Here is a 24,995-nt window from a genome sequence, read left to right on the forward strand (position 1 = left end):
TCGCGGAGGTCCGTACGGGGGACGACCGGGGCGTGACCTCGCCCGTGCCCGTGCCCGAGCCCGTGACCCGCAAGGCCCCCGGTTACGCGGGCCCGACGATGATGACCCAGCGCTGGCTCGACGTGGCGTTCCTGCACTGGGCGGTCGACCCGTCGGCGGTGGCCCCGATGCTCCCGCCGGGCGTGCGGCCCGACGTGCACGAGGGCGTCACCTGGGTCGGGCTCGTCCCGTTCCGCATGGTCGGGGCCGGGGTGCTGCGCGGTCCGTCGGTGCCGTGGCTCGGGACCTTCCCCGAGACCAACGTCCGCTGCTACACCGTCGACGAGCGCGGCGTGCGCGGGATCGTCTTCCGCAGCCTCGACGCCACCCGCCTCGCCGTCGTGGCGGGCGCGCGGGCCGCGTTCGGGCTGCCGTACCGCTGGGCCTCGATGGGCATCACCGGCGAGGGCGACGAGCGCACCTACGTCACCCGCCGGCCGCACCCCAGCGGGGTGCGCGTCCGGATCGGCGCGCCCCGGGCCGCGGGAGAGCTCGAGGACTTCCTCACGGCCCGCTGGGGCCTGCACGAGCGCCATGCGCGCCGGGACTGGTACGTCCCGAACGTCCACGAGCCCTGGCCGCTGCACGACGCCGAGGTCGTCGACCTCGACGACACGCTGCTCGCCGCCGCGGGCTTCCCGGACCTCGCGACCCGACCCCCGGACCACGTGATGTGGTCGCCCGGGGTGTCGGTCCGCTTCGGGTTCCCGCGGCGGCGCTGAGCCCGCGCGGCTCTCACGCCCGGCGCAGCCCGCTCGCCCACTGCAGGTCGGCGAACACGGCGACCGCCGCGGCCTGGGCGAGCACCACGATCGCGCCGAGCACGGTCAGCTGCTCCCAGGCGCCGACCACGAGGCCCAGGCTCATCAGCACCCAGGCGCTGTTGCCGAGCACGACCACCCACGTCGCGGGCCGGGGGATCGCCGGGCGTCCCGCGAGCAGGACGAGCCCGGTGGCGTAGACGACCAGGAACACGCCGACGCCGAGCAGCAGCGGGGTGGACAGGCCGAGCAGCGTGTCGAGCACGCCGGCGCCGGCCGCGGCGGCGACGCCGAGGGCCCCGGACGCGGCGGCGTCGAGGCGCAGGACGCCGCGCAGGGTGCGCTGGACGTCGGTGCGGGTGGCGGTGGTCGTGGTGCTCATGGGGTCCTCCTCGTGTCGGGCTGTCGACGAGAACCCTGCGGCGCCGCGGGTAAGCAGGTCGATGACCTCGTAGGTCATGGCCCCGGTCCCCGGCGGCCCCTAGCGTCGGGCCCGTGACGACGCTCGAGTCCCGGCCCGCTCCCGGCGACCTGCTGCGCGGCTGGCGCACCCGCCGGCGGCGCAGCCAGATGGACCTCGCCCTCGACGTGGGCGTGTCCACCCGGCACCTGAGCTTCGTCGAGACCGGCCGCGCCCGGGCCAGCCGCGAGCTGCTGGTCGACCTCTGCGAGCACCTCGAGGTCCCGCTGCGCGAGCGGAACACGCTGCTGCTCGCGGCGGGCTTCGCCCCGACCTACAGCGAATCCCGGCTCGACGCGTCCGCCCTCGACGCCGTGCGGGGCGCACTCGAGCACCTGCTGACCGGGCACGAGCCGTTCCCCGCGCTGGTGGTCGACCGGTGCGGCGACGTCGTCATGGCCAACCGGGCGGTGAGCGCGCTGCTGGCGCTGCTCGACCCGGCGCTGCTCGAGCCGCCGGTGAACGTCTACCGGCTCAGCCTGCACCCCGACGGCCTCGCCCCCCACGTGCGCAACCTCCCGGAGTGGGCGGGCCACCTCCTGCACCGCCTCGAGCGCCTCAGCGACCTCACCGGCGACCCGCGCCTCGTCGCCCTGCGCGAGGAGCTCGCCGGCTACGCCCCGCCCGCCCCGACCGGCGCCGCGGCACGGGCCGCCCACGTGATGCTGCCGCTGCACATCGCCCACCCCGACGGCGACCTGCGGCTCTACTCGACGATCACGCACTTCGGCGCGGCGTGGGACGTCACCCTCGACGAGCTGTCGCTGGAATCGTTCGTGCCCGCCGACGACGCGACCCGCACGACGCTGGAGCGCCTGGTCGCGGAGTAGGGGCGGGGGGCGAGCGGCACGGTCGGCCGGTCCGCGGGCCCGTCGATCATGCGGAACGTGCCGGTCGCCCCGGGCGCCAGGAACGCCGCGCGTGGACCGCGATCACCGGGTCGTCGGACGACGCCCGGCGCTGGGCCACCGGCTCGTCGAACGTGCCCGCGTCGCGCAGGTAGGTCGCCACGATGGCCGCGCGCTGCCCGTCGTCGGCGGCCAGCCAGCCGCGGATCGCCTTGGTCGGGAAGCAGCGGTTCGAGAAGGTCAGCGCGAACGTCCCGCCGGGGCGCAGCACCCGGCCGACCTCGGCGCACACGGCGACCGGCCGGACGAGGTAGTCGATCGACACGGTGCAGACGACCGTGTCGAAGGCCGCGTCGGGGAAGGGGAGCGCGGGATCGGTGTTGAGGTCGCGCACCACGCGCTCGTCGGCCATCGGGTTGGCGTCGAGCTCGGCGGCGTTCATCCCGAGCACGGTGAGGTGCCGCGGCCGGGTGTGCAGGTGCGAGACCCACGAGCTCATGAGGTCCAGCACGTCGCCGTCGACGCCGATCTCGTCGTAGAACGCGCCCACCGCGGCGATCGCGCCGTCGTCGATGTGCTGCACGAGGCGGGGCGGGCCGTAGAAGCCGCCGTCGTCGCCGTCGTCGGCGCGGTCGAAGAACCCGGGCGGGAAGTCGGTCACGGTGCCGGGATATCCCGGCGCGGGCCGTCACATGTGATCCGGTCGGTGGCGGCGCGACGCGCCGGTCCCCGTCGCCGACGATGGGGCGCATGGCCGACCACGCCCCGGTCCTGTCCGCCGGGCCCTCGCTCGCCGAGGACGGTGGCGCCCTCGCCGACCCGTCCGCGTTCCCCACCCTGCACCCGCTGACGCCGCGCTACGCCGACCTCGGCGGCGACGCCCGCGTGACGACGGTGGCGCTCGGCCGGTGGTTCGAGGAGGCGCGGGTCGCCGCGGCGCTGCCCCGGTTCCGGCGGCTGGTGCAGGACGGCGGCTTCCGGCCCGGGCGCATCCTGCTCGCCGCCCAGCGGATCCGCGCCCTGGCGCCGATGACGCCGGGCGAGCAGTACCGCGTCGGCACCGGCGTGCGGCGCGTCGGCGGGTCGTCGTACTCCTGGGGCCACGGCGTGTTCGCGGGCGAGCGCTGCGTGGCGGTCGCCGACTCGGTGACGGTGCTGGCCACCGACGCGGGCCCGAGCGAGCTGCCCGACGAGCTGCGCGCCGACCTCGCCGCGATGGTCATCGACGAGCCCGGCGGCGCCCCGGCGCGGCCCCACGCCTCCCGGCACGACCGCGGCGGCTACCCGACCGGGCACACGGTCACCACGCGCATCGGCGACGTCGACACCAACCGGCACGTCAACAACGTCGCGATCCTGTCCTGGTACGCCGACGCCGTCGCGGCCTGGCAGGCGGCGCAGCTCGGTGCGGCGGACGGCGGCCCGCCCGAGGATCTCGCGCCGAGCGCCTGGGAGGTGCAGTACGTCGCCGAGGTGGCCCACCCGCGCACCTACGACGTCGCCCTCGCCGTCGACGACACCCCCGACGGCCTGCACTACCGCGCGGGCGTCTTCGCGGGCGAGCGGTGCGTGGGGCTCGCCGACGGCTTCGGTCCGGCGCTCGCGGAACGCGGCGCGCGCCCGCCACGTTGATCCGGTCGTGACGACTCCCGAGGTGGCGGCGGCCCGTGGTGTGGCGCCGGGGGCGCGGGCCGGGCTCGCGGGCGTGCTGCTCGCGCTCGTGGTGATCGGCGCGATGCACCTCGTGGGGCCGTCGTCGCGGGTGGACCCGGTCCGGCGCACGATCAGCGAGTACGCGCTGCTGCCCGGCGGGTGGCTGTTCGACGTCGCGGTGGTGGGGCTGGCGCTCGGGTCGGCGGGCGTGATCGCCGCGCTGGTCGCGGCCCGGCTGGCGCCGGCCCGATCGCTGCCGGTCGTGCTGCTCGGCGCCTGGTGCGTGGGGCTGCTGCTCGTGGTGGCGTTCGAGAAGACCAACTGGTCGATCGGGCCGAGCCTCTCGGGCTACATCCACCGCTACGCGAGCCTCGTCGCCTTCATCGCGCTGCCCCTCGGGGCGCTGCTGCTCGCCCGGCGCCACCGCCACGACCCGGCCGCCCGGCCCTTCCGGGTCGGCGTGCGCGTGGGGTCGTGGCTCGCGCTGGCGTCGTTCCTGCCGATCGTCGGGGCCATCGCCCTGCGCGGGATCACCGGGGTGCCGTGGTGGCGCGCGGTCCCGCTGGGGCTGCTCGAGCGGGGGCTCGCCCTGGCCGAGGTGCTCGTCGTGGCCCTGCTGGGGGCGTGGGCGCTGGCGCACGCCCGGCGGTCGGTGCCGGCCCTCGAGGACGACCCGCCGGGGGACCGGGCCGCCGCGTAGCGTCCCGCGGCGTGTGGGACGCAACGCTCGACCGGGCCCGGCGGTTCGCGGGCGACTGGCTGGCCTCGCTGCCCGAGCGTCCGGTGGGGCGCCCCGTCGAGGAGCCCGTCGCCCTCGACGACCGGCTGCCCGAGCACGGCACCCCGGCCCCGCAGGTCCTCGACGACCTCGCCGCCGCCCTGGGCCCGGGCCTGGTCGCGACGCCCGGGCCGCGCTACTTCGGGTTCGTCACCGGGGGCTCGCTGCCGGCCGCGCTCGGCGCCGACTGGATGGTGTCGGCGGCCGACCAGAACGTCGCCGCGCGGGTCATGTCGCCGGCGATGGCCGCGCTGGAGGAGGTCACCGGTCGGTGGGTGTGCGAGCTACTCGGGCTCCCCGCCGAGAGCGCCCTCGGCTTCGTCACCGGCGCGCAGATGGCCAACGTCGTCTGCCTGGCCGCGGCGCGCCACGCCCTGCTCGCGGCGGCCGGCTGGGACGTGGGGACCGACGGGCTCGCCGGCGCCCCGGTGCCGACCGTCGTGATCGGCGAGCAGGCGCACTCGACGATCCTGCAGGCGCTGCGCCTGCTCGGGTTCGGCTCCGGGCGCGCCGTGCGCGTCCCCGCCGACGACCAGGGACGGATGCGCCCCGACGTCCTGCGCGACCTGCTCGCCGCGATCGACGGCCCCGTCCTCGTGTGCGCGCAGGCGGGCCAGGTCGACACCGGCGCGTCGGACCCGCTCGACGCGATCGCCGAGGTCCTGGCCGCGCGGGAGCAGCGGTGGCTGCACGTCGACGGCGCGTTCGGGCTGTGGGCCGCGGCGGCACCCGGCCGCCGCCACCTCGTCGAGGGCGCCGGCCGGGCCGACTCGTGGACCGTCGACGGCCACAAGTGGCTCAACGTCCCCTACGACTGCGGCATGGCGATCGTCCGCGACCCGGCGGCGCTGACCGCGGCGATGAGCCTGTCCGCGGCCTACCTGCCGATGGGGCAGGCCGACCCGTCCAGCCGCGTCCCGGAGAGCTCCCGGCGCGCCCGCGCGCTGCCGGTGCACGCCGCCCTGCGCAACCTCGGGCGCGACGGGGTCGCCGACCTCGTCGAGCGCTGCTGCACCCTGGCCCACCAGGCCGCCGACGAGCTCGGCGCGCACCCCGGCATCGAGATCCTCAACGACGTCGTGCTCAACCAGGTCCTGTTCCGGCCGCGCGCGGGCGACGCCCGCGAGCTCGCCGCCGCCGTCGCCCGCGACGGCACCTGCTGGGTCGGCACCACCGCGTGGCAGGGCCGCCCGGCGGTGCGGCTGTCCGTGTCGAACTGGTCGACGACCCCGGACGACATCGCTCGCTCGACGGCGGCGATCACCCGGCTGCTGTGACCCGCGCCCGGTAGGAGGCGAGCGTCCCGAACACCCACCGGCGCCGCTCGACGACCTCGGCGTCGACGAAGCCGGCCTCGGTCAGCAGCGTGACGACGTCGGCGGCGGGGGAGAGCTGCGGGCGCAGGTCGTGGTCGTGCTCGTCATGGCCGCCGTGGCCGTGGCCGTGGCCGTGGCCCTGGTCGCCGTTCCGCTGCACCCGGCTCAGCGCGTGCATCGCCGCGCCGGCCGCCCGGGCGACGACGCCGGTCGAGCGCTCGCCCTCCATGTCGACGATGTGCACCGTGCCGCCGGGGCGCAGGACGCGGCGGACCTCGCGCAGGACGCCCGGCCGGTCGTCGGCGGGCAGGTGGTGGAACATCAGCGACGAGAGCACGCGGTCGACGTGGTCGTCGGGCAGCGGCAGCGCGTCGGCGAAGCCCTGCTCCAGGCGGACCGTGGCGGGGAGCTTGGTGCGGGCCCGGGCCAGGGCGGCCGGGTCCGGGTCGAGGCCGACGAGCTCGGCGTCCGGGTGCCGCCGGGCCATCACGGCGAGGACGTTGCCGGTGCCGCAGCCGATCTCCAGCACCCGCCCGCCCGGCGGGGGCGCGGCCTGCGCGACGAGGCGCCGGTGCGAGGGCCCGGCGCCGAGCACGCGGCTCATCACGTCGTACAGGAACTGAGGCGCCTCCGCGGGCATCCCGGGCAGGTACGCCCGGCCCCCGGTGCTGGCGCGCTCCGGCTCCGTCATGCTGGACTCTCCTCGTGGGACGGGATTCGGTGTCGAGCTCCACGATCGCGGGGGCTCCACCAGGCGACAAGGGACGGAGCCCGGCCGTGATGGAACGATCCTCGGACGTCCCGGTGGTCGACTACCCGCGCTCCCCGGACGGCCTCGACGTCACCGTGCGGCACCGCCGCGGTGGCGCGGCGCTCCCGGCCGCCGGGACCCCGGTCGCGGGCCCGCACGCCCACGACTTCCTCGTGCTCCTGCTGGTGCAGAGCGGGCACGGCACGATGCGGGTGGACGACCGGGAGGTCCCGCTGGGCCCGGGTGACGTCCTGGTGCTGGCGCCCGGCGCGGTCGTCGCCCCGTACGCGGGGCACGTCGACCCCGACGCCGAGGTGTGGATGGTCTTCTTCCCGGCCGACGTGGTCGACCCGGCGACCACGGGCTCGCTGGTCTCGTGGCGCTCGCACCCGCTGCTCGCGCCGCTGGTCGGGCCCGGGCGCGCGGGCGGGCAGCGGTTCGCCGTGCCGGTGGGGGAGCGGGAGCAGTGGCTGGCCCACATGCGGGCCCTCGACACCGAGCTCCGGGAGCGCCGGGAGGGCGCCGCGGCGGCCGTCCGGGCCCACCTGACCCTGCTGCTCGTCGGGCTCACGCGGCTCGAGGCCGTGGTCACCGACGAGCTGCGCGCCCGCGACGAACCGCTGCTCGCAGCGGTGTTCGACGTCGTCGAGCGGCGGTTCCGCGAGCCGCTGTCGCTGCGCGACGTGGCGGGCGAGGTGGGGCTCACGCCCGGCCACGTGACCACGATCGTGCGGCGGCGCACCGGGCGCACCGTCCAGCAGTGGATCACCGAGCGCCGCCTGCGCGAGGCCCGCCGGCTGCTGCACGACACCGACCTGACCGTGGCCGCCGTCGCCGCCCGGGTGGGGTTCCGCGACGCCGGCTACTTCGTGCGTCGCTTCCGTGCCGAGCACGGTGTCCCACCCGGGCGGTGGCGCGCGGCCTGACGGTCATCGGATCTCCTCGAGCCAGGTGCGCCAGCGGGGGCCCTCGCGGTCGGCGAGGGCGGCGGCATCGGTGCCGGCGTCGTCGAAGAGCGACAGGTGCACGGTGGCGTGACCGCCCGCGGTCGCCAGGTCGGCGATCCCCGGCGCGGGGGCGTCGAGGTGCAGGACGACGCCGCTGAGGTGCTCGCCGGGGGAGAGGGCCGTGACGGTGCCGGCGAGCCCCGGGGTGGCGTCGAGGGTCACGTGGTCGCCGACCCGCGCGTCGGCGAGACCCGCGGCGGCGAGCAGCGCCTGCCAGGCGTCGGGCTGCGACCCGCCGAGGCGGGCGCCCTCGGCGACCGTCGCCGACCGTCGTCCCGCGAAGTGGGTGAGGTAGACCCGCAGGGTCTCCAGCGCGAGGCCCATCCCCTCGCGCAGCGCGTCGATCTCGCCGTCCCAGTCGTCGCCGGTCCCGAAGCCGCTCATCACCATGCCCACGACGCAGGTGCCCTCGTCGCGGGTCGAGACCAGCCACTCGGTCGCGAGCGTCGTGGTCTCCTCCCCGGCGGGCCAGGTCGCCTCGGTGGCGAAGCGCTCGGGAGCGTCGTAGGCGGTGACGGTGCCGCCGTCGGAGAAGCCGCTGCCCATGTCGAAGGCGAACTCACCGCCGGCGTACTCGCCGACGCGGGTGGGGTGCAACCAGGAGCTGACGCCGGGCCCGGTCGCGATCGCGTCCCAGACCTGCTCGGGGGTGCCGGGCACCGTGACCTCGAGGTCGACGGTACGGGGGTCCTGCTCGGTCATGAGGCGTCCTCTCCGGTGGGGGCCGGCACGGGGTGCGCGCCGATGATCAGGCGGTGGGGTCGGCCGTCCGGGGCGTGGTAGCGGGCGGCGAGGTCGCGGACGGCGGCGCCGAGCTCCTCGGCGAACGCGGCCCGCTCGGAGGCGGAGGCGAAAAGATTGGCAAATGACGACGACGCCTACGGTGGGCGCCGTGGCACGGCGACACGACGCGGACGCCGGGGGACCGGCGGAGGTCAACGAGGCGAAGGCGGCGATCCGGCAGCGCGTGTGGGACGCGCTGAAGGACGGCAAGCTGGCCCGGTTCCCGGGCGCGCACGGGCGCATCCCGAACGTCAGCGGCGCCGAGGCCGCCGCCGAGCGGCTGCGCGAGACCGAGGTCTGGCAGCGGGCGCGGACGCTGAAGTGCAACCCCGACGCGGCGCAGTGGCCGGTGCGCCAGCGCGCGCTGCAGGACGGCAAGACCGTCTACATGGCCGTGCCGCGCCTCGCCGAGGAGGCACCGTTCTTCCTGCTCGACCCCGAGCACCTCGCCGACACGCCCCGTAAGGCGTCGTCGATCAAGGGGGCGTCCCGGTCGGCGCGGACGGTGGCCGTCGAGGACCTCGAGCCCGTCGACCTCGTCGTCACCGGCTGCGTGGCCGTCGCCGAGGACGGCGCGCGGCTGGGCAAGGGCGGGGGATTCAGCGACCTCGAGTTCGCCGTGGCCAGCGAGGCGGGCCTCGTCGCGCCGGACACCCCGGTGGTCACGACGGTCCACGAGCAGCAGGTCGTCCCGCGTGGCGAGATACCGGTGACCGACCACGACGTGCGCCTCGACCTCGTCGTCACCGCCGACCGCGTCATCACGTGCACGCGGGAGGCGCGCCACCCGGGACGGATCGACTGGGACGCGCTGACCGAGGAGAAGATCGCGGCGATCCCGCTGCTGCAACGGCTGCGGCCCGGCCGCTGAGCAGTTCCGCGAAACCGCACCCACCGGTCCGCGCGAGCGCTCAACGTGGACGACATGACCCGAACCCCCGAGAACGCCCCGCCGCTGCTGACCGACGACGACGTGCACGACCGCGTCGCGGCGCTCGTCGGCCCGGCCACCCAGGACGGCTGCGTCTGGCTGATGCTCGTCGACGGCGACCGGCGCCAGGCGCCCCTCGTCATCCCCCTCGCGGACTCGCCCCGGCGCCCCGAGACCCATCTCGTGGACGGCCTGCGCGACATGCTCGCCCACCTGAGCCATCAGCTGGCGACCGACGCCGGTCCCGGCGCCTGCTTGTTCACGTTCGAACGCCTCGGGCCGACCGCGACGGGCCCGGACGACGAGGAGTGGGCCCGGGCGCTCCACGGCGCGGCGACCGGCGCGGGTCTGGGCACGGTCGGGGTCTTCCTCAGCACGCCGGCGGGTGTCCGGCGGGTCCGGTAGGTGCACCATGAGTGCTGTGACCGAGCTGGCCTCCACCGCGGCGTACACCGTCGCCGAGCTGCACGCGATGCCCGACGACGGGCGGCGGCGTGAGCTCATCGACGGGATGCTGTTCGTGAGCCTGGCGCCCGGCTGGCCGCACCAGGAGATGGCGCTGACGCTGTACCGGCTGCTGCACGCCGCGTGCCCGCCGGAGCTGCACGTGCTCGCCGCACCCTTCGCGGTCACCACCAGCCCGATCGACGAGGTCCAGCCCGACGTGATCGTCTGCCGGTACGCCGACCTCACGCGGGCCAACCTCCCGGTTGCGCCCGTCCTGGCGGTCGAGGTGGCCTCGCGCAGCACGCGGCTGCACGACAGGAACACCAAGAAGGCGCACTACGAGCGGCTGGGAGTGCCGAGCTACTGGCTGCTCGACCCCGACGGCGACGGCGCGCTCGCGGCGCTCGAGCTCGACGGGGCCGGGCGCTACGCCACCGCCGCCGAGGTCGTCGGGGACGAGACGGCCGACCTGACGGCGCCGTTCGCGGTGAGCGTCGCGCCGACCCGCCTCCTCGCCGGCCTCCGTCGTCCCTAGGCGGCCCGCCGCCCGACGATCCGGGCGAGCAGGGGAGCGACGAGCAGCATCAGCAGGACGCGCAGCACCTGCACCGCGACGACGGACGTGACGTCGACGCCCGAGGAGATCGCGGTGGCCAGGACGGCGTAGATGCCGCCCGGGGTCGTCGCGAGATAGCCCTCGAGCGGGGTCATGCCGGTGGTCCAGGACAGCAGCAGGCCCAGCCCGGCGCAGACCGCGATGACGGCGAGGATCAGCGCGGTGGCCAGGGGCAGCACGCGTACGACGGTCGCCAGCGCCTCGCGCGTGAACTTCAGGCCGGCCTGCCACCCGATCACCGCGTACGCGACGTCGACCAGCAGGGTCGGCACGCTCGCCCCGACCACCACGCCGGACAGGCTCAGCGCGGCCGCGAGCACCATCGGCCCGAGCAGGGCACCGGCCGGCACGTGCAGGGCCCGCGCGAGCGGGACGCCCACCGCCGTGCACCCGACCAGCAGCAGGACGCCGACCCACCACGGGGCCGACGGGCCCACGGTGGGCGGCCCGGCCGCGCCGGCGTGCGCGGCGCCGTAGAAGGCGATCGCGACCACCGGCATCGTCGCGGTCACCAGACCGACCCGCAGGTACTGCACCACCGAGACGACCCGCTCGTCGCCGCCGAGCTCGTGGCTCATCGCGACGAGGCCGGAGGCGCCGCCGGCGGTCTGGGCCAGCATGCCCGTCAGCGGCGACACCCCGCGCTGCAGGCCCATCACCAGCCCTGCGGCCATGCTCGCCAGCAGCGTCCCCAGGCTGATCAGCAGCACCGGCAGCCACTCCGCCGCGACGGCGCCCAGGGTCTCGGGGCGGGCCAGCAGACCGATCACGACCCCGATGACGGCCTGGCCGCCGGTCGTGGCGCGGCGCGGGACGGCGCCCGGGCCCAGGCCGGCCAGCGCGACGGCCGTGGCCACCACGAGCCCGGCGAACAGCGCCGCCGACGGGACGGCGAGGGTGGCGAACCCGGCGGTCGCGGCCACCGTCAGCACCGCGAGCAGCGCCCACCGGGCGCCGGTACCGAGCCGTCCCGCGCCGCGATCTGCCACCGCGCGGGAGCCTAGGCCCCACGCCCGTCGTCCGCGGGGGAGGACGTTCGCTCAGGTGTTCGAACGACGGCGAGAGGTGCGTCCGGCAGGCTCTTGATCATGCGAGGAGGTGCCGCTCGCGAGCCGCGGCGTTGCGGCGAGGGGCGCCCACCGTCCGTCTGTCCGACCGAAGGTGCCCTTCGCTCAGAACCCCCGGGGCGAGGCAGGTCCGCGCAGGTCCGCGCCGGGGAGGGCCGCTCCTGTCAAAATGACATAATGTCGATTATCGGATCGCGCGGGTGATGCGCGAGGTCGCCACCAGCAGCGCCGCGGTGCTCGCCGTCAGCGCCAGCGACCGCACGAGGTTCGCGTCGAGCAGGCTGTCGATGGTCGCCGCGGACTGACCGATCCGGTCGAGCCGGTCGTGCATCGGGATCGCCCACGCGACCGTCGCCACGAGCGACACCAGTCCGCCCGCGGCGACGACGCCGGCGAGGCGGCGCGAGACGGCGGCCGGGCGCGTCCACGGGAACGCCGCACACGTGAGGAACGTCAGGAACCCGGGCACGATCACCACGAGCGGGATCGCCCGGTCGTACTGCGCGTGGTAGGCGAGGAAGTCCGAGGCCGGGACGGCCCGGTAGAGCGGGTACGACACCAGCTGCGCCTGCCAGCCGATGCCCGTCGAGTACGCCGTCAGCGCGGTGAGGCCGACGAGGTGGGCGGGTCGCCAGGACGTCCGGAGGCGGAACGGTCGGTCGGCGACGACGGTGCTCATGCGGGTCTCCCCTGTGTCAGAATTCGATGGAGTGATACTAACTCTATTTGAGCAGGAGTCCAACCAAATGTCGGCACGACGTCGCTACGACGCCTCCGGGCGCGAGCGCCAGGCCGCCCTCACGCGCCGCCAGATCGCCCTGGCCGCGGTCGAGCAGTTCGTGGTCCAGGGGTACGCGACGACCACCGTGGCGTCGGTGGCGAAGGCCGCCGGCGTGTCCGCGCAGACGGTCTACAACGGGTTCGGGACCAAGGCGGCCCTGCTCAAGGAGGGCTACGACCTGCTCATGGTCGGCGACGGCGAGGCGGTGCCGCTGGCGGAGCGCCCCGACGTGCAGGCCCTCTACGCCGACCCCGACCCGGTGTCCTTCCTGCGCGGCTACGCCCGGCTCGGCCGTGAGCTGCTCGACCGCCTCGGCCCGCTCGCCGTGCAGATCGGCGCCGGCGCCCTCGCCGGCGACGCGGACCTCGTGGAGCTGCGCGCCACCACCGACCGCGAGCGCCTCACCGGCACCGGCATGGTCGTGGGGCGGCTGGTCGAGCTCGACGCCCTCTCCCCCGGGCTCGACGCCGACGCCGCCCGCGACCGGCTGTGGACGCTGAACAGCACCGAGGTCTGGTACCTGCTCACGACCACCCGCGGGTGGACCGGCGAGCAGTACGAGGACTGGGTCGGGGACGCCATGGCCGCCGCCGTCCTGCGCCCCGACCTGCTCCGGTGATCGAGATCCGCTCGCCGAGGCACGGCGACCGGTGACGCGGTCCGATCGGGTAGGAACGTTGAATCGCGCACGATCGATCGACCGTCTGGCGGACGGTCGCACCGCCGACCGCGCGCCTCCTTCCCACCGCCCACCCGATCGAGCACGGTGAGGTCACGACCGGGTCGCACACCGCGACTTTCATGTTCGTCGCGTGACGACCCGCTCACGATCAGTGCCGGGCGACGACCCGGGCGTGCTCGGGGGGAACCGTGACGACAGGGGCAGGACACCGGCGGGGGCGCCGGTGACCGAGGAATCCGACGAGATCGACCGGCTGGTCGCCGCCGTCGTGGCGGGCGACCGGACCGCGCTCAACCAGCTGCTCATGATCCTGCGCCCCCTGGTCGTGCGCTACTGCCGCTCGCGGCTCGGCACCGAGCGCTCCGGCATGGCCGCCGACGACGTCGCGCAGGAGGTCTGCCTGGCGGTGCTCAAGTCGCTGCCGACCTACACCGACCAGGGCAAGCCCTTCCTCGCGTTCGTCTACGGCATCGCCGCCCACAAGGTCGTCGACGCCCACCGGCACGCCGGCCGCGACCGCTCCGAGCCCACCGACGACGTGCCCGAGGGCTTCACCGACGCCGTGGGCCCCGAGCAGGCGGCGCTGGAGATGTCGGCCAGCACCGAGATGCGCGCGCTGCTCGCCCAGCTGCCCGCCAAGCAGCGCGAGATCCTGGTGCTGCGCGTCGTCGTCGGGCTCTCCGCCGAGGAGACCGCGGTGGCGGTCGGCTCGACGCCCGGCGCGGTGCGGGTCGCCCAGCACCGCGCCGTCGCCAAGCTGCGCACCGTGATGGGCGGCCAGGACGACGACCGCGGCCCGGACGACACCCCGCCGCGCGGGCTGCTCAGTACGCGGGCCGCAGCGGGAACCCGGACCGGGCGTCGGGGCCGAGCTTGACCCCGAGCACCTGGTGCAGCTGGATGTTGTTCAGGTCGAAGCCGACCTGGCACGCCGGCATGTAGAGCCGCCAGACGCGGGCCCGGCCCTCGCCGGCCTCGGCGACGCACTCGTCCCAGTTCGCCTCGAGGTTGGCCGACCACCCGGCGAGCGTCCGGGAGTAGTGCTCGCGCAGGTTCTCCTCGTGCCGGATCTCGAAGCCGGCGGCGTTCATCCGCGAGATCAGCCAGCCGACCGGCAGGAGCTCGCCGTCGGGGAAGACGTAGCGGTCGATGAAGGGGTCGGCGTGGGCCCGGTGGTGGGCGTCGGGCCGGGTGATGCAGTGGTTGAGCAGGCGCCCGCCGGTGCGGAGCTTGCCGTACAGGAAGCGGAAGTAGCCCGGGATGTTGCGCCGCCCGATGTGCTCGGTGAGACCGATCGAGCTGACCGCGTCGAACTCGCCCTCGGTGACGTCGCGGTAGTCGCCGTGACGGATCTCGACCAGGTCGCCGAGCCCGCGGCGGGCGACCTCCTTCTGCGCCCAGTGGGCCTGGTCGCGCGAGAGCGTCACGCCCAGCGCGCGCACTCCGTGGTGCTCGGCGGCGTGCATCGCCATCTGGCCCCAGCCGCAGCCGACGTCGAGCAGCCGCATCCCGGGCTCCAGGCGGAGCTTCTCGGCCACCAGCGCGTGCTTGGTGAACTGCGCGTCCTCGAGCGTCGCGGTCGCCGACGGGTAGACGGCGCACGTGTAGGCCATCGAGGGCCCGAGGACCATCTCGTAGAAGCGGTTCGACACGTCGTAGTGGTGCTCGATCGCCTCGGAGTCGCGGTCCTTGGAGTGTCGCCGGCCGTGCTGGCGGTGCTCCTCGGGCGGCGGCGCGACGCGGTGACGGAAGCGCAGCGGCGCGAGGCGCGCGGCCATCCGCACGAGCGTCGCCGGGGTGACGTCGGAGACGGTGAGCTCGCCCAGGGCGGTCAGCGCCTCGTAGATGTCGCCCTCGACGTCGAGGTGCCCGGAGACGTAGGCCCGCGCGAGGCCCAGCGAGTTGGGCGAGCTCGCGAGGTAGGCGAGCGCGGTCTCGCTGCGCACGTCGACGGTGGCGACGGGACTCGCCCCGGACGGGGACGAACGACTCCCGTCGTAGGCGCGGATGGCGACGGGGGCCTGCTCCCCCAGCACCGGTCGGAACATCTCGGCGACCTGCACGGCGATCCTCCTCAGCCCGTCACGGTCTTGGTGTAGAGGTCCGGGAGGCGGCCGTCCGGGTCGTAGCGGGCCTTGAGCTCCCGGTAGGTCGTCCCCCCGTACAACGCGTCGAACTCGGCGCGCGTGTAGCTCGCCGTCGAGTACAGCGACTTGTGCCCGTCCAGCCCCATGAGCACCTGTTCGATGCGCCGGTTGTGGTGGTCCGGCGCCTGGCCCTCCGCGAGCGGGGCGTCCGACCAGAACCCGATGTTGACGTAGGTCGTGTCGGGGTCCAGGGGGTAGAGCGGCCAGCTGCGCCGGTCACGCTGGCGCAGCGGGCACAACCAGATCGGCTCGATGCCGATCTCGTCGTGGAAGAACGCGAGGAACTCCGGCAGCCGGTCCACCGGCACCTCGACGTCCTGGATGATCGGCTCGACGCCGGCCGCGCCGCTGCGCCGCGCGAGGGCCTGGGACAGGCCGGTGCGCCGGTCGAGCGCGACGATGCGGCGGTAGACGTCCGAGCGCCGGTACCGCGACGGCCAGAGCCGCCGGACCACGGGGTGCTGCACGCCGAGGGCGCGCGAGCACCAGAACCAGTCGGTGTCCCAGCGCCACAGGTAGTCGTGGATCGTCAGGAAGTCGACCTGACGATGCTGGATCGACCGGTAGTAGATGCCCTGGCCGGTGTAGTCGGAGAGGTACGGCGCGGTGTCGACCATCTCGCCGACGGTCATGTAGTGCTCGCGCCCGGAGAACACGACGCCGTCGCAGAAGTCGACGCGCTCACCGGCCCACTCGCGGGTCGTCGAGACCTCCGCCAGCGCCTGCGCGACCTCCGCGGCGGTGTCGAAGCGGACGTGGCGCAGGCGCACGAACGGCCGGACCGGGGCGAGCTCGATGGTCAGCCGCAGCGCGTAGCCCAGCGTCCCGTAGGAGTTGGGCAGGCCGGCGAGCAGGTCGGGGTGATCCGTCGTGGACAGGATGTCGCCGGTGCCGGTGAGGACGTCGGCCTCGAGCACCGACTCGTGCGGCAGGCCGTCGCGGAACGACGACGACTCGATGCCGAGCCCGACCACCGCTCCCCCGAGCGTGATCGTCTTGAGCTGCGGGACGACGAGCGGCATGAGCCCGTGGGGCAGGGTCGCCGCGACGAGGTCCTCGTACGTCGTCATCCCCGCGACCTCGGCGGTGCGCGCCGCGGGGTCGACGGCGAGCACGCGGTCGAGCCCCTCGACAGTGAGCCCGCCCGCGCCGCCGCGGAAGCGGAACAGGTTGGAGGTCTTCTTGCGCAGCCGGACCGGGGCGTCCGCCGGCAGTGCCGCGAGCCCCTCCCGCACCGCGTCCACCGCCCGGCGGTGCTCGGTCTCGGCGTCCGCGCCGACGCTCATCTGGGTGCCTCCTCCCGGATCCAGCCGAGCGTATGCCCGCTGTGAGGCCGGAGGCACCGGATCTCAGATGTTCTGTGCGCCACCCGAGCGGACGCTCGACGGACCGTGGTCGTTGTGCCACACGGCGTGTCGAGCGAGCGTGTCGGCCCGGGTGTGGCGCGGCGTCACCCGACGAGGTCGGCCACCAGCTCGATCCCCCCGCGGGCGGCCTCGCCGCGGTCCGACACGGCATCGGGTGCCCGCGTCCCGGTCCAGACGGTGACCAGGAACAGCCAGCGGACGACGAGGTAGACGATCAGCAGGAAGCCGACCAGCGCGCCCAGGGCCGTCACCGCGGGCGAGGTGCCGACGAGGCCGAAGTACAGGCCCCCGAGCTGCTGCAGGACGACGAGGCCCGCCGCGGCGACGGCCGCCGCCGGCAGCAGCGGGCGCAGGGGACGCGCCGGGCGCGGCAGGCGGGCCAGGCACCACGCGACGACCAGCCAGTTGGCGGCCAGCCCGACGACGATCGACCCGACCGCCAGCACCGCCCGCGCGCCGCCCGTGCTCGTCAGGCCGAGCAGGTCGAGCAGCCACCTCCCGAGGACACCGGTCAGCGACGCCAGCGCGAACGAGACCGCCAGCGCGAGGCCCACGCCCACCAGCGCGACGACGTCGGAGACCGCGGAGCGCACCCGGCGCTCCGGGCACGGGCGCCCCAGCAGCGCGGTGACGGCGTCGCGCAGGTGGCTGATCCAGCTCCACCCGGACACCGCCGCGGCCGCCAGCCCGAGCACCCCGAGCGCCCCGCGCTCGGCCACCACGACGTGCACGACGTGGACGACCTCGGCGCTCACCGGCTGGGGCAGCGCCACCGCGAGGAGGCGCTCCACCTCGGCGAACACGCTCTGGCTCGACGACAGCACGAACCCGACCGCGGACACCGCCAGCATCAGCAGCGGCACCAGGGCGAGCACGGTGAAGAACGTGACGGCGGCCGCGAGGTGGTCACCGTGACGCGCGCGGTAGAGCCGGCGGCTCTCGCGCAGGCGCCGCCACCAGGGCCCGGTCCGGCCGATCCTGCGCCCGGGTGCCATCCGGCCAACCAACCACGCTCACGCACGGTCCCCTCACCGGGGGTTCACGTGCCGGGCGCGCCCCCGGTGACCGCCGCCAGCACGCGCGGGAGCGACTCGTCGGCGAGGGCGGCCATCTCCGCGTCGGTGCGGTCCTGGATCGGGTGGGCGACGTAGACCGCGGGCACCGACGCGAAGCCCAGCGCGCGGGCCTGGACGTCGGTGGCGATCACGAACTCCGTCGACGCGACGAAGGTGGCGGTGACGCCGTCGGCCTCGAGGGCGGCGAGGTCGTGCACACTGCACGACGTGCACGAGCCTCAATCGGCGAGTGCCTCGATCACCACGTCGCACTCGGCGGCGATCTCCGCGCGCAGGTCCGCGGGCAGGGGCTTGGTGAAGGTCGGCTTGGCGTAGCGGCGCACCGTCACGCCGTGCTCGCCGAGCAGCGCCGCGAGCCGGTCGAGGTAGACCTCCCCGCGCGGCTTGGAGATGTCGAGCAGCCCGACGGTGCGCCCGGCGAGGTCGTCGGGCCGCGCGCCGACGGTGCGCGACGACGGCCGGGCCTCGTCGGTGGGGTCCAGGACGGTGGTGCTCATGTTCCCTCCTCGATCACGCGGGTGACGGGGCTGCTGCCGCCGGGTCCGCCGACCCAGCCGCCGAGCACGGCGGAGAACTTGCCCGCTCCCCCGCCGGCGACCGTGATCAGCAGCCCGCCGGGGCGGAACTTGGGGCGTGCACGGGTCGGCGCCGGAATGCCCTCCTCGACGCCGCCGGCGCCGCGGGCGAGCTCCTCGGGCGGGAGCAGGAGCAGCTCGTCGAGCGCGGCGGTGAACCGCGCCCGGTCCCACCCGGCCGCGGCGAACACCGCGACGTGCTCCGGACAGACCACCAGCGTCGCGTCGAAGCCGCCGGCGAGCTTGGGGTGCGCGACGCCGCGCAGCGCGCCGGCCAGCGTGCGGGCCAGCGACTCCGGACTGCGCGAGATCTGGTCGACGACCCCGCGGACGCCCTCGGCGGCGAACACCGTGACCGCCGACGCCCCGGCGGGCACCCCGCGCGACACCGACAGCGGCTCCCACGGCGAGCCGTCCTCGTCCTCGGCGAAGCAGAGCCCGACCTTGCCGGGCTGACCGAGCGTGGCCCGGTCGACCTCACCGGGGCGCCCGCCGCCGACGTTGCGGATCACGAGCTGCAGCGCGCGCCCGATCGTCGAGTTCGCCCGGGTGCCCTGGCCCAGGGCGTTGCCGCCGGCGTTCACCCCGATCCGGCGGGCCACCGGGCCGTGCACGAGCACCGCCGGCGCCGCGCCCCACGTGGTGGCGAGCAGGCCGTGCGCGTTGAACTCGGGGTCGCAGGCGGCCTCGACGGCGGCGAGCACCACCGGCAGGTGGTCGGGGCGGCAGCCCGCGAGGACGGCGTTGATCGCGACCTTCTCGACGGTCGCGGGCACGAGGTTCGGCGGGACGACCGCGACGACCTCGCCGGGCGCCCGGGTGGTGCCCGCGAGCATCCGCAGCACGCGCGGCGGGGTCGGCGCGACCACGGGCAGCCCGTCGGTCCAGCCCCGGTCGTACAGCGCCTCGGCCTCGTCCTCGAGCCCCGCGAGCTCGACGCGCCGGGCGGTGAGCTCGTGGCCGCGGGCGCGCACGAGCATCTCGTCGGCCACCGCGGGGTCGTGCGTGCGCGACCCGCAGCCCGGCTTCCACTCCGGCAGCTCCGCGCCGAGGTCGGCGATCCCGGACAGCTCCCGCCAGCGCTCCCGGTCCCAGCCCTCGGTACGCGCGGTCTCGCGGCCGCCCTCGCGGCGCAGGAGGGTCGGGACGACGTCGATGCCGAGCGCCACGCTGGCGTCGAGGGCGGTGTCGTCACGGACCGCGATGCCCGGCGGGAAGGCGGGGTCGTCCTGGCTGAAGACGGTGGCGTCGAGGACGTCGAGGACGGGCGCCACCAGCCGGCAGGTCGGGCAGTCCTGCTTGAGCACCACCACGAGCCCGTCGTCCGGCAGGGTCACGCCCGGCACGGTAGCCCAGAAACCCTGTCGAGGATCCCGGTCCGGCTCCGTCCCCGTGGTGCAGGCACCCCGCCCACAGGTCAGGAGCACCGGAGATGCGTCAGCTCGTCGTCACCGTCATCGCCACCCTCGACGGCTTCGTCGCCGGCCCCGGCGGCGACGTCATGGTCATGCCCTTCGACGAGGGCTTCGACGACTACGCCGGCGAGCGCATCCGCGCCGCGGGCACGCTGCTGGCCGGCCGGACCACCTACGAGGACTTCCGCGCGTACTGGCCGGGCGTCGCCGACGACCCCGCGAAGGGCGAGATCGAGCGCGGCATCTCCCGGGTGCACAACACCCTGGAGAAGGTCGTGGTCTCCGACTCGCTCGTGCTCGAGCCCGGGTCCACGTGGGCCGACATCACCCGCGTCGTGGCGCGGGCCGACGCGACGGCGACGGTGCGGGAGCTGAAGGAGTCCGACGGCGGCGACATCCTCGTGTTCGGCAGCTTCACCACCTGGAACCCGCTGCTGCTCGCGGGCCTCGTCGACGAGCTGCACGTCCTGGTCGGCCCCGCGCTGCTCGGGGCCGGTGTGCCGCTGCTGTCGGAGCCCACCCGGGTGCCGCTGCGGCTGCTCGAGGCCCGGCGCCTGCCCGGCTCCTCCCTGGTGCTGCACCGCCACGCCGCGCTTGCGTAGCGCCGGCCCTCCGTGCACCATCCAGGTGGATGGCGGACGGAGGGCAGCATGGCCGGTGAACCGGACCGGACCGAGAAGATCACGATCAATCTCGGTCCCGTCGACCTCGGGCGCATCGACCTGCTCGTGCAGGAGGGGTTCTTCACCACCCGCACGGACTTCATCCGCACCGCCGTCCGCAACCAGCTCGCCACCAGCGAGCGCGCGATCGAGCAGACCGTCGCGCGCCGCACCCTGGTGTTGGGGACCCAGCACTTCTCCCGGCGCGACCTCGAGGCCCTCCGCGACGCGGGCGAGCAGGTGCACATCCGTGTGCTCGGGCTCGCCACCGTCGCCGAGGACGTCCCGCCCGAGCTCGCGACGGCCACGATCGCCTCGGTCGAGGTGCTCGGGGCCTTCCGGGCCAGCCGCGCGGTGAAGGCCGCGCTGGGTCCCCGCATCGTCTGACGACCCCCACGGGGGTCAGCAGGGAGGACGCCGTGTTCCGCAGGATGACCGAGGCCACCCGCCTCGTGCGCCAGGGCCGTCTGCTCGACGCGACGGCCCGGATCCAGGAGCACCTGGGCGGCGGAGGCCGGCCCGGACCGTCGCCGACGACGACCCCCGGTCCGTCCCGCGCCACCGGCACCGTCACCCGCGGCTCGGCGGCGGCAGGCGGCGACCGGCGCGCCTACCGCCTCCACGTCCCCGCCGGCCTCGCGCCCGGCGCGCCGCTGGTCGTGATGCTGCACGGCGGCACCCAGGACGCCGACGGGTTCGCCGCGTGCACCGGCATGGACGAGGTCGCCGAGCGCGCCGGGGTCGCGGTCGTCTACCCGGAGCAGTCGCGGTCGGCCAACGCCATGGGCTACTGGAACTGGTTCCGCCCCGGCGACCAGACCCGCGACGCCGGGGAGCCCGCGCTCATCGCCGCGATCACCCGCGCGGTGACCGCGGAGCTGCGGACCGACCCGTCGCGGGTGGCCGTGGCCGGCTTCTCCGCGGGCGCGGCAATGGCGGCGGTCATGGCCGCCACCCACCCCGACGTCTACTGCGGGGCCGGCGTGCACTCCGGTCTGCCCCACCGGGCCGCCCACGACGTCGGCTCGGCGTTCGCGGCGATGTCCAGCCCGCCCACCTCCGTCGCCGACGCCGGGCCCGTCCCGCTCGTCGTCGTGCACGGCGACGGCGACCGCACCGTGGCGCCGGGCAACGGCGAGGCCGTGCTGCGCTCGGCGCTGGTCGGCGCCACACCCGGCCGGCTCGACCGGAGCACCGGGCGCGCGCCGGGCGGGCACGCCTGGACGCGCGAGCGGTTCACCGAGCCGGGCGGGCGGGTGCTCGCGGAGTCGTGGACCGTGCACGGCCTGGGCCACGCCTGGTCCGGCGGACCGGCGGGCGTCCAGTACGCGGACCCGGCGGGGCCGGACGCCTCCGCGGCGATGCTCGACTTCTTCGGGTTCACGGGCGCGGCGGGGATGCCGCGCCAGCGCGCGGTCGGGTAGACCCGTCCTCGTGCCCGACCTCTCCGAGTACAACGCCAAGCGGGACCCGGCGCGCACGCCGGAGCCCTTCGGGGACGTCGATGCCGCGGCGCCGACCGGGGACCGCTTCGTCGTCCAGGAGCACCACGCGCGGCGCCTGCACTACGACGTGCGCTTCGAGCGCGACGGCGTGCTCGTGTGCTGGGCGGTGCCCCGCGGGCTGCCCGACAAGCCGGGCGCGCCGCGGCTCGCGGTGCACACCGAGGACCACCCGCTGGAGTACCTCGAGTTCCACGGCGAGATCCCCGCCGGCGAGTACGGCGGCGGCTCGATGACGATCTGGGACTCGGGGCGCTACGAGACCGAGAAGTGGTCCGACCGCGAGGTCGCGGTGACCCTGCACGGCGAGCGGGTCTCGGGCCGGTTCGTGTTCTTCAAGCCCGACCGGGACGACCAGGAGGAGAAGGACTGGCTGGTCCAGCGCCGGAAGGCCGACACCGCCGCGCCGGCACGCGACGCGTCGGCCCAGTCGCCGCGGGTCTCGGTCGGCGGGCGCGGCCTGCGCCTGTCGAACCTCGACAAGGAGCTCTACCCCGACGTCCCCAAGGCGGCGGTGATCGACTACTACGCCCGGGTCGCGGACACCCTGCTCCCCCACCTCGCCGGCCGGCCGCTGACGTTGCGCCGCTTCCCCGACGGCATCGCGGCGCCCTCGTTCTACGAGAAGAACGCGGGCGCGAAGGCCCCGGACTGGCTGCGCAGGGTCACTGTGCCCACCCCGGGCAGCAGTCGGGGCTCGGCGACGGCGAACTTCGTGGTCGTCGAGGAGCTCGCGACGCTGGTCTACCTGGCCAACCTCGCGGTGCTCGAGCTGCACGTGCCGCAGTGGCGGGTCGACGACGACGACACCCCGCAGCCGCCCGACGAGCTCGTCTTCGACCTCGATCCCGGCGAGGGCACCACGGTCGTCGACTGCGCGCGGATCGCAGAGCGGGTGCGCGACGTGCTGGTCGCCGACGGCCTCGCGCCCTGCCCGAAGACCAGCGGCAGCAAGGGCATGCAGGTCAGCGCCGCGGTGCGCGTCGACGACCCGGCACGCACGTCGGCGTACGCGAAGGCCGTCGCGGAGCTCCTGGCCCGCGAGACCCCGCGCTCGGTCACGGCGATCATGGCCAAGGAACGGCGCCGCGGGAAGATCTTCGTCGACTGGAGCCAGAACAACACCGCGAAGACCACCGTCGCGCCCTACTCGCTGCGCGCCCGGGCGGCGCACGGTGCACCGACCGTGTCCACACCGCTGACCTGGGACGAGGTGGCGGCGGCCCGGGAGGTCCGCGAGCTGACGTTCTCCCCCGCCGACGTCCTCGCCCGCATCGAGGCGCACGGGGACCTCTACGCGGCGGCGCTGGGCGAGGGCGTACCGCGCCCCGACCTGCCCGAGGCGCCCTCCGCCGGCTGACGGCTCGCCGGAACGGTCGGTGTGCTCAGCCCGTCAGGCCGTTGACGGGGCGGCCCAGACCACCGACGACGCCGCCGACGGTCCGGCCGAGGCCGCCGACCACACCGTCGCCACCCCCGCGGGAGCCCGAGCCACCGGAACCGGCGGAACCCCCGCCCGATCCGGAGCCACCGCCCGAACCGGAGCCACCCGAACCCCCGGAGGAGCCACCCGAGCCCCCGGAACCGCCGGACGACCCGCCCGACGAACCGCCCTCGTCGTCATCGTCGCCGCGGGTCGTCGGGGTCGAGGTGTCGTCCTCGTCGTCGTCGCCCGTGGTCGTGGTGGGGCGGGTGGTCGTGCGCGAGGTGGTCTCGTCGTCCTCGCGGGCCAGGGCGCGCGGGGTGACGGTCGCGGTGCGCGGCGGCTGGGCGACCACGACGCTCGGGTCGTCCAGCGGCGGGAGCACCGAGGCGTCCGCGGGCGCGCCCGGGTCCTGGGTCGACGAGCCCGGCGCGGTCCGCGTGCCGGGCGGGAGGCCCTGGCCGGGCAGGTCGCCCGGCGCGACGACGGGGAACGTGCCGACGCGGGGCAGGGCGGTGTTCTCCCCGTTGTGCGCGAGCGTCGAGATCGCGGCCGGCACGACCGCGGCCGCGGCGGCGACCGAGGCGGCGGCGAGGCCCCAGCCCCGCAGACGGCCGCCGGTGCCGGCCCCCGCGGCGGCCGCGGCCCCGCGACGTCGGCGGTGGCGACCCGGATCGGTGACCGGCGCGGAGGGCGTCAGCGCGGTGGGCGACTCCTCGAGGCCGCGGCGCGCCCAGTCCGGCAGCTCGGCGGGCACGTCGCCCGACGACCACCAGGAGGGCTCACCCCCCGACCCCTTGGGCATCCTGCGCTCCCCTCAGCCCAGTGTGATCGCCGAGACTACTGCACGTGCACGGGCGCCCCCAAGGTGGCCCGGCGATTCCCCGAAACGTGCGAAGGCTCACGGCTGTGTGCACCAGCGATGCCCGACCTGAGCGCCGGCGGCGCGGACCGGGCAGACTCGGGGCCCGTGACCCGGCACCCGTTCCTCGCCGGTCGGACGCCCCGGGCGTTCGCGCACCGTGGCTGGCACATCGGTGACCTCGCCGGCCTGGAGAACTCGCTCGCGGCGTTCCGCCGGGCGGTCGAGGAGGGCTACACCCACCTCGAGACCGACGTGCACGCGACCGCCGACGGCGTGCTGGTCGTCCACCACGACGCGACCCTGCGCCGCGTGGCCGGGCACCCCGGCGTCCTGCGCACCATGCCGTGGGCCGACCTGGCCGGCGTGCGCCTGCGCGGGCGCGAGCCGCTCCCCCGCCTCGAGGAGGTGCTCGAGGCGCTGCCGGGGACGCGGTTCAATGTCGACCTCAAGGCGCCGGGCACGCTCGGGCCGATGCTGCGGCTGCTCGAACGCGACGACGTCGCCGAGCGGGTCGCCGTGGCGAGCATGGACGAGCGGCGCCTGCAGGCGGTGCGCGCGCGGTTCGGGGACCGCGTGATCACCGGGATCGCGGCGCGCTCGGCGGTGCGCCTGCGGGCCCGCGCCGCGTCGCCCTCGCCGCTGCGCCGGGCGCTGCCCGTGCGCGGCGACCTCGCCCAGCTGCCCGTGCGCTTCGGCGCGCTGTCGGTGGTGGACCCGACGCTCATCGCCGCCGCCCACGAGCTCGGTGTCGAGGTGCACGCCTGGACCGTCGACCGCACCTCCGAGATGCACCGCCTGCTCGACCTCGGCGTGGACGGCATCATGACCGACCGTCCGGACCTGCTGCGCGACGTCCTCGTCGCCCGCGGGGCCTGGCCCGGGCACAACCGGCGTCGTGTGGGCGTTGACGAGGACGGGTAATCACCCGCTGTGCGCCCGGACCGGTGAGTCGGGTCACGGATGGGGTGAACGGCGGTCGGCGCGGGAACGAACTGCGTTGGTCCGGCGTTGACCACCCCGTGCCCGGCGCCTCGCGCGTCGTC

Annotated in this window: 28 protein-coding genes; 16 read left to right on the forward strand and 12 right to left on the reverse strand. The window is 75.5% G+C overall.

Translation table 11 applies throughout. The features are described 5' to 3' along the window. Positions 1-32 precede the first annotated feature (32 nt). Positions 33-761, forward strand: a complete 729-nt coding sequence (locus ACFPK1_RS25315) for a YqjF family protein (protein WP_378023725.1) — start codon at positions 33-35, stop codon at positions 759-761. 13 nt (positions 762-774) lie between these two features. Here the strand turns inward: ACFPK1_RS25315 and ACFPK1_RS25320 are convergent, their stop codons facing one another. Next, a complete protein-coding gene (locus ACFPK1_RS25320) occupies positions 775-1,182 on the reverse strand; it encodes a hypothetical protein (protein WP_378023726.1) in 408 nt (135 codons plus the stop codon). Between the two features lie 113 nt (positions 1,183-1,295). Here ACFPK1_RS25320 and ACFPK1_RS25325 point away from each other — a divergent pair, with 113 nt between their 5' ends. Next, the gene (locus ACFPK1_RS25325) at positions 1,296-2,090 is read left to right on the forward strand and encodes an MmyB family transcriptional regulator (RefSeq protein ID WP_378023727.1); all 795 of its coding nucleotides are present in this window, start codon (positions 1,296-1,298) and stop codon (positions 2,088-2,090) included. Positions 2,091-2,136: 46 nt separating this feature from the next. Here ACFPK1_RS25325 and ACFPK1_RS25330 read toward each other — a convergent pair whose 3' ends face one another. Next, the gene (locus ACFPK1_RS25330) at positions 2,137-2,769 is read right to left on the reverse strand and encodes a class I SAM-dependent methyltransferase (RefSeq protein ID WP_378023728.1); all 633 of its coding nucleotides are present in this window, start codon (positions 2,767-2,769) and stop codon (positions 2,137-2,139) included. An 89-nt stretch (positions 2,770-2,858) separates the two neighbouring features. Between ACFPK1_RS25330 and ACFPK1_RS25335 the strand changes: the two genes are divergently transcribed. Genes ACFPK1_RS25335 through ACFPK1_RS25345 form a run of 3 tightly spaced genes read left to right on the forward strand, consistent with a single transcriptional unit; the run spans position 2,859 to position 5,816 of the window. Next, entirely contained in the window at positions 2,859-3,740 is an 882-nt protein-coding gene (locus ACFPK1_RS25335) for a hypothetical protein (RefSeq protein ID WP_378023729.1), read from the forward strand. Between the two features lie 7 nt (positions 3,741-3,747). Beyond that, complete coding sequence (locus tag ACFPK1_RS25340) at positions 3,748-4,461, forward strand: DUF998 domain-containing protein (protein WP_378023730.1); 714 nt, start codon at positions 3,748-3,750, stop codon at positions 4,459-4,461. A gap of 11 nt (positions 4,462-4,472) precedes the next feature. Next, positions 4,473-5,816 carry a pyridoxal phosphate-dependent decarboxylase family protein gene (locus ACFPK1_RS25345; protein WP_378023731.1) on the forward strand — a complete coding sequence of 448 codons (1,344 nt, stop codon included), beginning with the start codon at positions 4,473-4,475 and terminating at the stop codon, positions 5,814-5,816. Here the strand turns inward: ACFPK1_RS25345 and ACFPK1_RS25350 are convergent. Continuing rightward, positions 5,800-6,546 carry a class I SAM-dependent methyltransferase gene (locus tag ACFPK1_RS25350; RefSeq protein WP_378023732.1) on the reverse strand — a complete coding sequence of 249 codons (747 nt, stop codon included), beginning with the start codon at positions 6,544-6,546 and terminating at the stop codon, positions 5,800-5,802. The two genes, ACFPK1_RS25345 and ACFPK1_RS25350, sit on opposite strands and share 17 nt — an antisense overlap. An 89-nt stretch (positions 6,547-6,635) precedes the next feature. On the opposite strand from ACFPK1_RS25350, the gene ACFPK1_RS25355 reads away from it, so the two are divergent. Beyond that, positions 6,636-7,532 carry a helix-turn-helix domain-containing protein gene (locus ACFPK1_RS25355; protein ID WP_378023733.1) on the forward strand — a complete coding sequence of 299 codons (897 nt, stop codon included), beginning with the start codon at positions 6,636-6,638 and terminating at the stop codon, positions 7,530-7,532. A gap of 3 nt (positions 7,533-7,535) precedes the next feature. Here the strand turns inward: ACFPK1_RS25355 and ACFPK1_RS25360 are convergent, their stop codons facing one another. Beyond that, a complete protein-coding gene (locus tag ACFPK1_RS25360) occupies positions 7,536-8,315 on the reverse strand; it encodes an SRPBCC family protein (protein ID WP_378023734.1) in 780 nt (259 codons plus the stop codon). A gap of 190 nt (positions 8,316-8,505) precedes the next feature. Here ACFPK1_RS25360 and ACFPK1_RS25365 point away from each other — a divergent pair, with 190 nt between their 5' ends. The 3 genes from ACFPK1_RS25365 to ACFPK1_RS25375 are packed head-to-tail and all read left to right on the forward strand — an operon-like array spanning position 8,506 to position 10,309. Next, entirely contained in the window at positions 8,506-9,267 is a 762-nt protein-coding gene (locus tag ACFPK1_RS25365) for a 5-formyltetrahydrofolate cyclo-ligase (RefSeq protein WP_378023735.1), read from the forward strand. Between the two features lie 54 nt (positions 9,268-9,321). After that, positions 9,322-9,732, forward strand: coding sequence for a hypothetical protein (locus ACFPK1_RS25370; RefSeq protein WP_378023736.1), 411 nt, complete (start codon positions 9,322-9,324; stop codon positions 9,730-9,732). A gap of 7 nt (positions 9,733-9,739) precedes the next feature. Next, positions 9,740-10,309, forward strand: coding sequence for a Uma2 family endonuclease (locus tag ACFPK1_RS25375; RefSeq protein ID WP_378023737.1), 570 nt, complete (start codon positions 9,740-9,742; stop codon positions 10,307-10,309). On the opposite strand, the gene ACFPK1_RS25380 is transcribed toward ACFPK1_RS25375, so the two are convergent. Together ACFPK1_RS25380 and ACFPK1_RS25385 are read right to left on the reverse strand one after the other, a co-directional pair. Further along, positions 10,306-11,379, reverse strand: coding sequence for an AbrB family transcriptional regulator (locus ACFPK1_RS25380; protein ID WP_378023738.1), 1,074 nt, complete (start codon positions 11,377-11,379; stop codon positions 10,306-10,308). The genes ACFPK1_RS25375 and ACFPK1_RS25380 overlap by 4 nt on opposite strands. A 262-nt stretch (positions 11,380-11,641) precedes the next feature. Further along, positions 11,642-12,136, reverse strand: a complete 495-nt coding sequence (locus tag ACFPK1_RS25385; protein WP_378023739.1) for a hypothetical protein — start codon at positions 12,134-12,136, stop codon at positions 11,642-11,644. 67 nt (positions 12,137-12,203) lie between these two features. Here ACFPK1_RS25385 and ACFPK1_RS25390 point away from each other — a divergent pair, with 67 nt between their 5' ends. Both ACFPK1_RS25390 and ACFPK1_RS25395 read left to right on the forward strand, forming a co-directional pair. Further along, positions 12,204-12,857: a TetR/AcrR family transcriptional regulator gene (locus ACFPK1_RS25390; RefSeq protein ID WP_378023740.1), complete on the forward strand. Its 654-nt coding sequence runs from the start codon at positions 12,204-12,206 to the stop codon at positions 12,855-12,857. Positions 12,858-13,143: 286 nt separating this feature from the next. Continuing rightward, entirely contained in the window at positions 13,144-13,797 is a 654-nt protein-coding gene (locus ACFPK1_RS25395; RefSeq protein WP_378023741.1) for a sigma-70 family RNA polymerase sigma factor, read from the forward strand. On the opposite strand, the gene ACFPK1_RS25400 is transcribed toward ACFPK1_RS25395, so the two are convergent. The 5 genes from ACFPK1_RS25400 to ACFPK1_RS25420 form a co-directional block, all read right to left on the reverse strand. Then, a complete protein-coding gene (locus ACFPK1_RS25400) occupies positions 13,745-14,983 on the reverse strand; it encodes a class I SAM-dependent methyltransferase (protein WP_378023742.1) in 1,239 nt (412 codons plus the stop codon). The two genes, ACFPK1_RS25395 and ACFPK1_RS25400, sit on opposite strands and share 53 nt — an antisense overlap. A gap of 11 nt (positions 14,984-14,994) precedes the next feature. Beyond that, on the reverse strand, positions 14,995-16,353 hold the full coding sequence (locus tag ACFPK1_RS25405; protein WP_378023743.1) for an FAD-binding oxidoreductase: 1,359 nt from the start codon (positions 16,351-16,353) through the stop codon (positions 14,995-14,997). A 164-nt stretch (positions 16,354-16,517) separates the two neighbouring features. Beyond that, positions 16,518-17,429: a YihY/virulence factor BrkB family protein gene (locus tag ACFPK1_RS25410; RefSeq protein ID WP_378023744.1), complete on the reverse strand. Its 912-nt coding sequence runs from the start codon at positions 17,427-17,429 to the stop codon at positions 16,518-16,520. A gap of 44 nt (positions 17,430-17,473) precedes the next feature. Beyond that, positions 17,474-18,007 (reverse strand): UGSC family (seleno)protein, encoded by a 534-nt coding sequence (locus tag ACFPK1_RS25415; RefSeq protein ID WP_378023745.1) that lies wholly within the window; start codon positions 18,005-18,007, stop codon positions 17,474-17,476. Continuing rightward, the gene (locus ACFPK1_RS25420) at positions 18,004-19,422 is read right to left on the reverse strand and encodes a thioredoxin domain-containing protein (RefSeq protein WP_378023746.1); all 1,419 of its coding nucleotides are present in this window, start codon (positions 19,420-19,422) and stop codon (positions 18,004-18,006) included. The genes ACFPK1_RS25415 and ACFPK1_RS25420 overlap by 4 nt, the downstream gene beginning before the upstream one ends. Before the next feature lie 95 nt (positions 19,423-19,517). On the opposite strand from ACFPK1_RS25420, the gene ACFPK1_RS25425 reads away from it, so the two are divergent. The 4 genes from ACFPK1_RS25425 to ligD are packed head-to-tail and all read left to right on the forward strand — an operon-like array spanning position 19,518 to position 23,024. After that, positions 19,518-20,102: a dihydrofolate reductase family protein gene (locus ACFPK1_RS25425; RefSeq protein WP_378023747.1), complete on the forward strand. Its 585-nt coding sequence runs from the start codon at positions 19,518-19,520 to the stop codon at positions 20,100-20,102. 48 nt (positions 20,103-20,150) lie between these two features. Then, entirely contained in the window at positions 20,151-20,549 is a 399-nt protein-coding gene (locus ACFPK1_RS25430; RefSeq protein WP_378023748.1) for a CopG family transcriptional regulator, read from the forward strand. Between the two features lie 32 nt (positions 20,550-20,581). Next, complete coding sequence (locus ACFPK1_RS25435; RefSeq protein WP_378023749.1) at positions 20,582-21,586, forward strand: extracellular catalytic domain type 1 short-chain-length polyhydroxyalkanoate depolymerase; 1,005 nt, start codon at positions 20,582-20,584, stop codon at positions 21,584-21,586. Positions 21,587-21,596: 10 nt separating this feature from the next. Beyond that, positions 21,597-23,024, forward strand: coding sequence for a non-homologous end-joining DNA ligase (ligD, locus tag ACFPK1_RS25440; protein WP_378023750.1), 1,428 nt, complete (start codon positions 21,597-21,599; stop codon positions 23,022-23,024). A gap of 25 nt (positions 23,025-23,049) precedes the next feature. Here ligD and ACFPK1_RS25445 read toward each other — a convergent pair whose 3' ends face one another. Beyond that, positions 23,050-23,892 (reverse strand): hypothetical protein, encoded by an 843-nt coding sequence (locus ACFPK1_RS25445; protein WP_378023751.1) that lies wholly within the window; start codon positions 23,890-23,892, stop codon positions 23,050-23,052. A 165-nt stretch (positions 23,893-24,057) separates the two neighbouring features. On the opposite strand from ACFPK1_RS25445, the gene ACFPK1_RS25450 reads away from it, so the two are divergent. Further along, complete coding sequence (locus ACFPK1_RS25450) at positions 24,058-24,873, forward strand: glycerophosphodiester phosphodiesterase family protein (RefSeq protein ID WP_378023752.1); 816 nt, start codon at positions 24,058-24,060, stop codon at positions 24,871-24,873. Positions 24,874-24,995 lie beyond the last annotated feature (122 nt).

Source organism: Actinomycetospora rhizophila (assembly GCF_042657905.1).
In the GTDB taxonomy this organism is placed as follows: domain Bacteria; phylum Actinomycetota; class Actinomycetes; order Mycobacteriales; family Pseudonocardiaceae; genus Actinomycetospora; species Actinomycetospora rhizophila.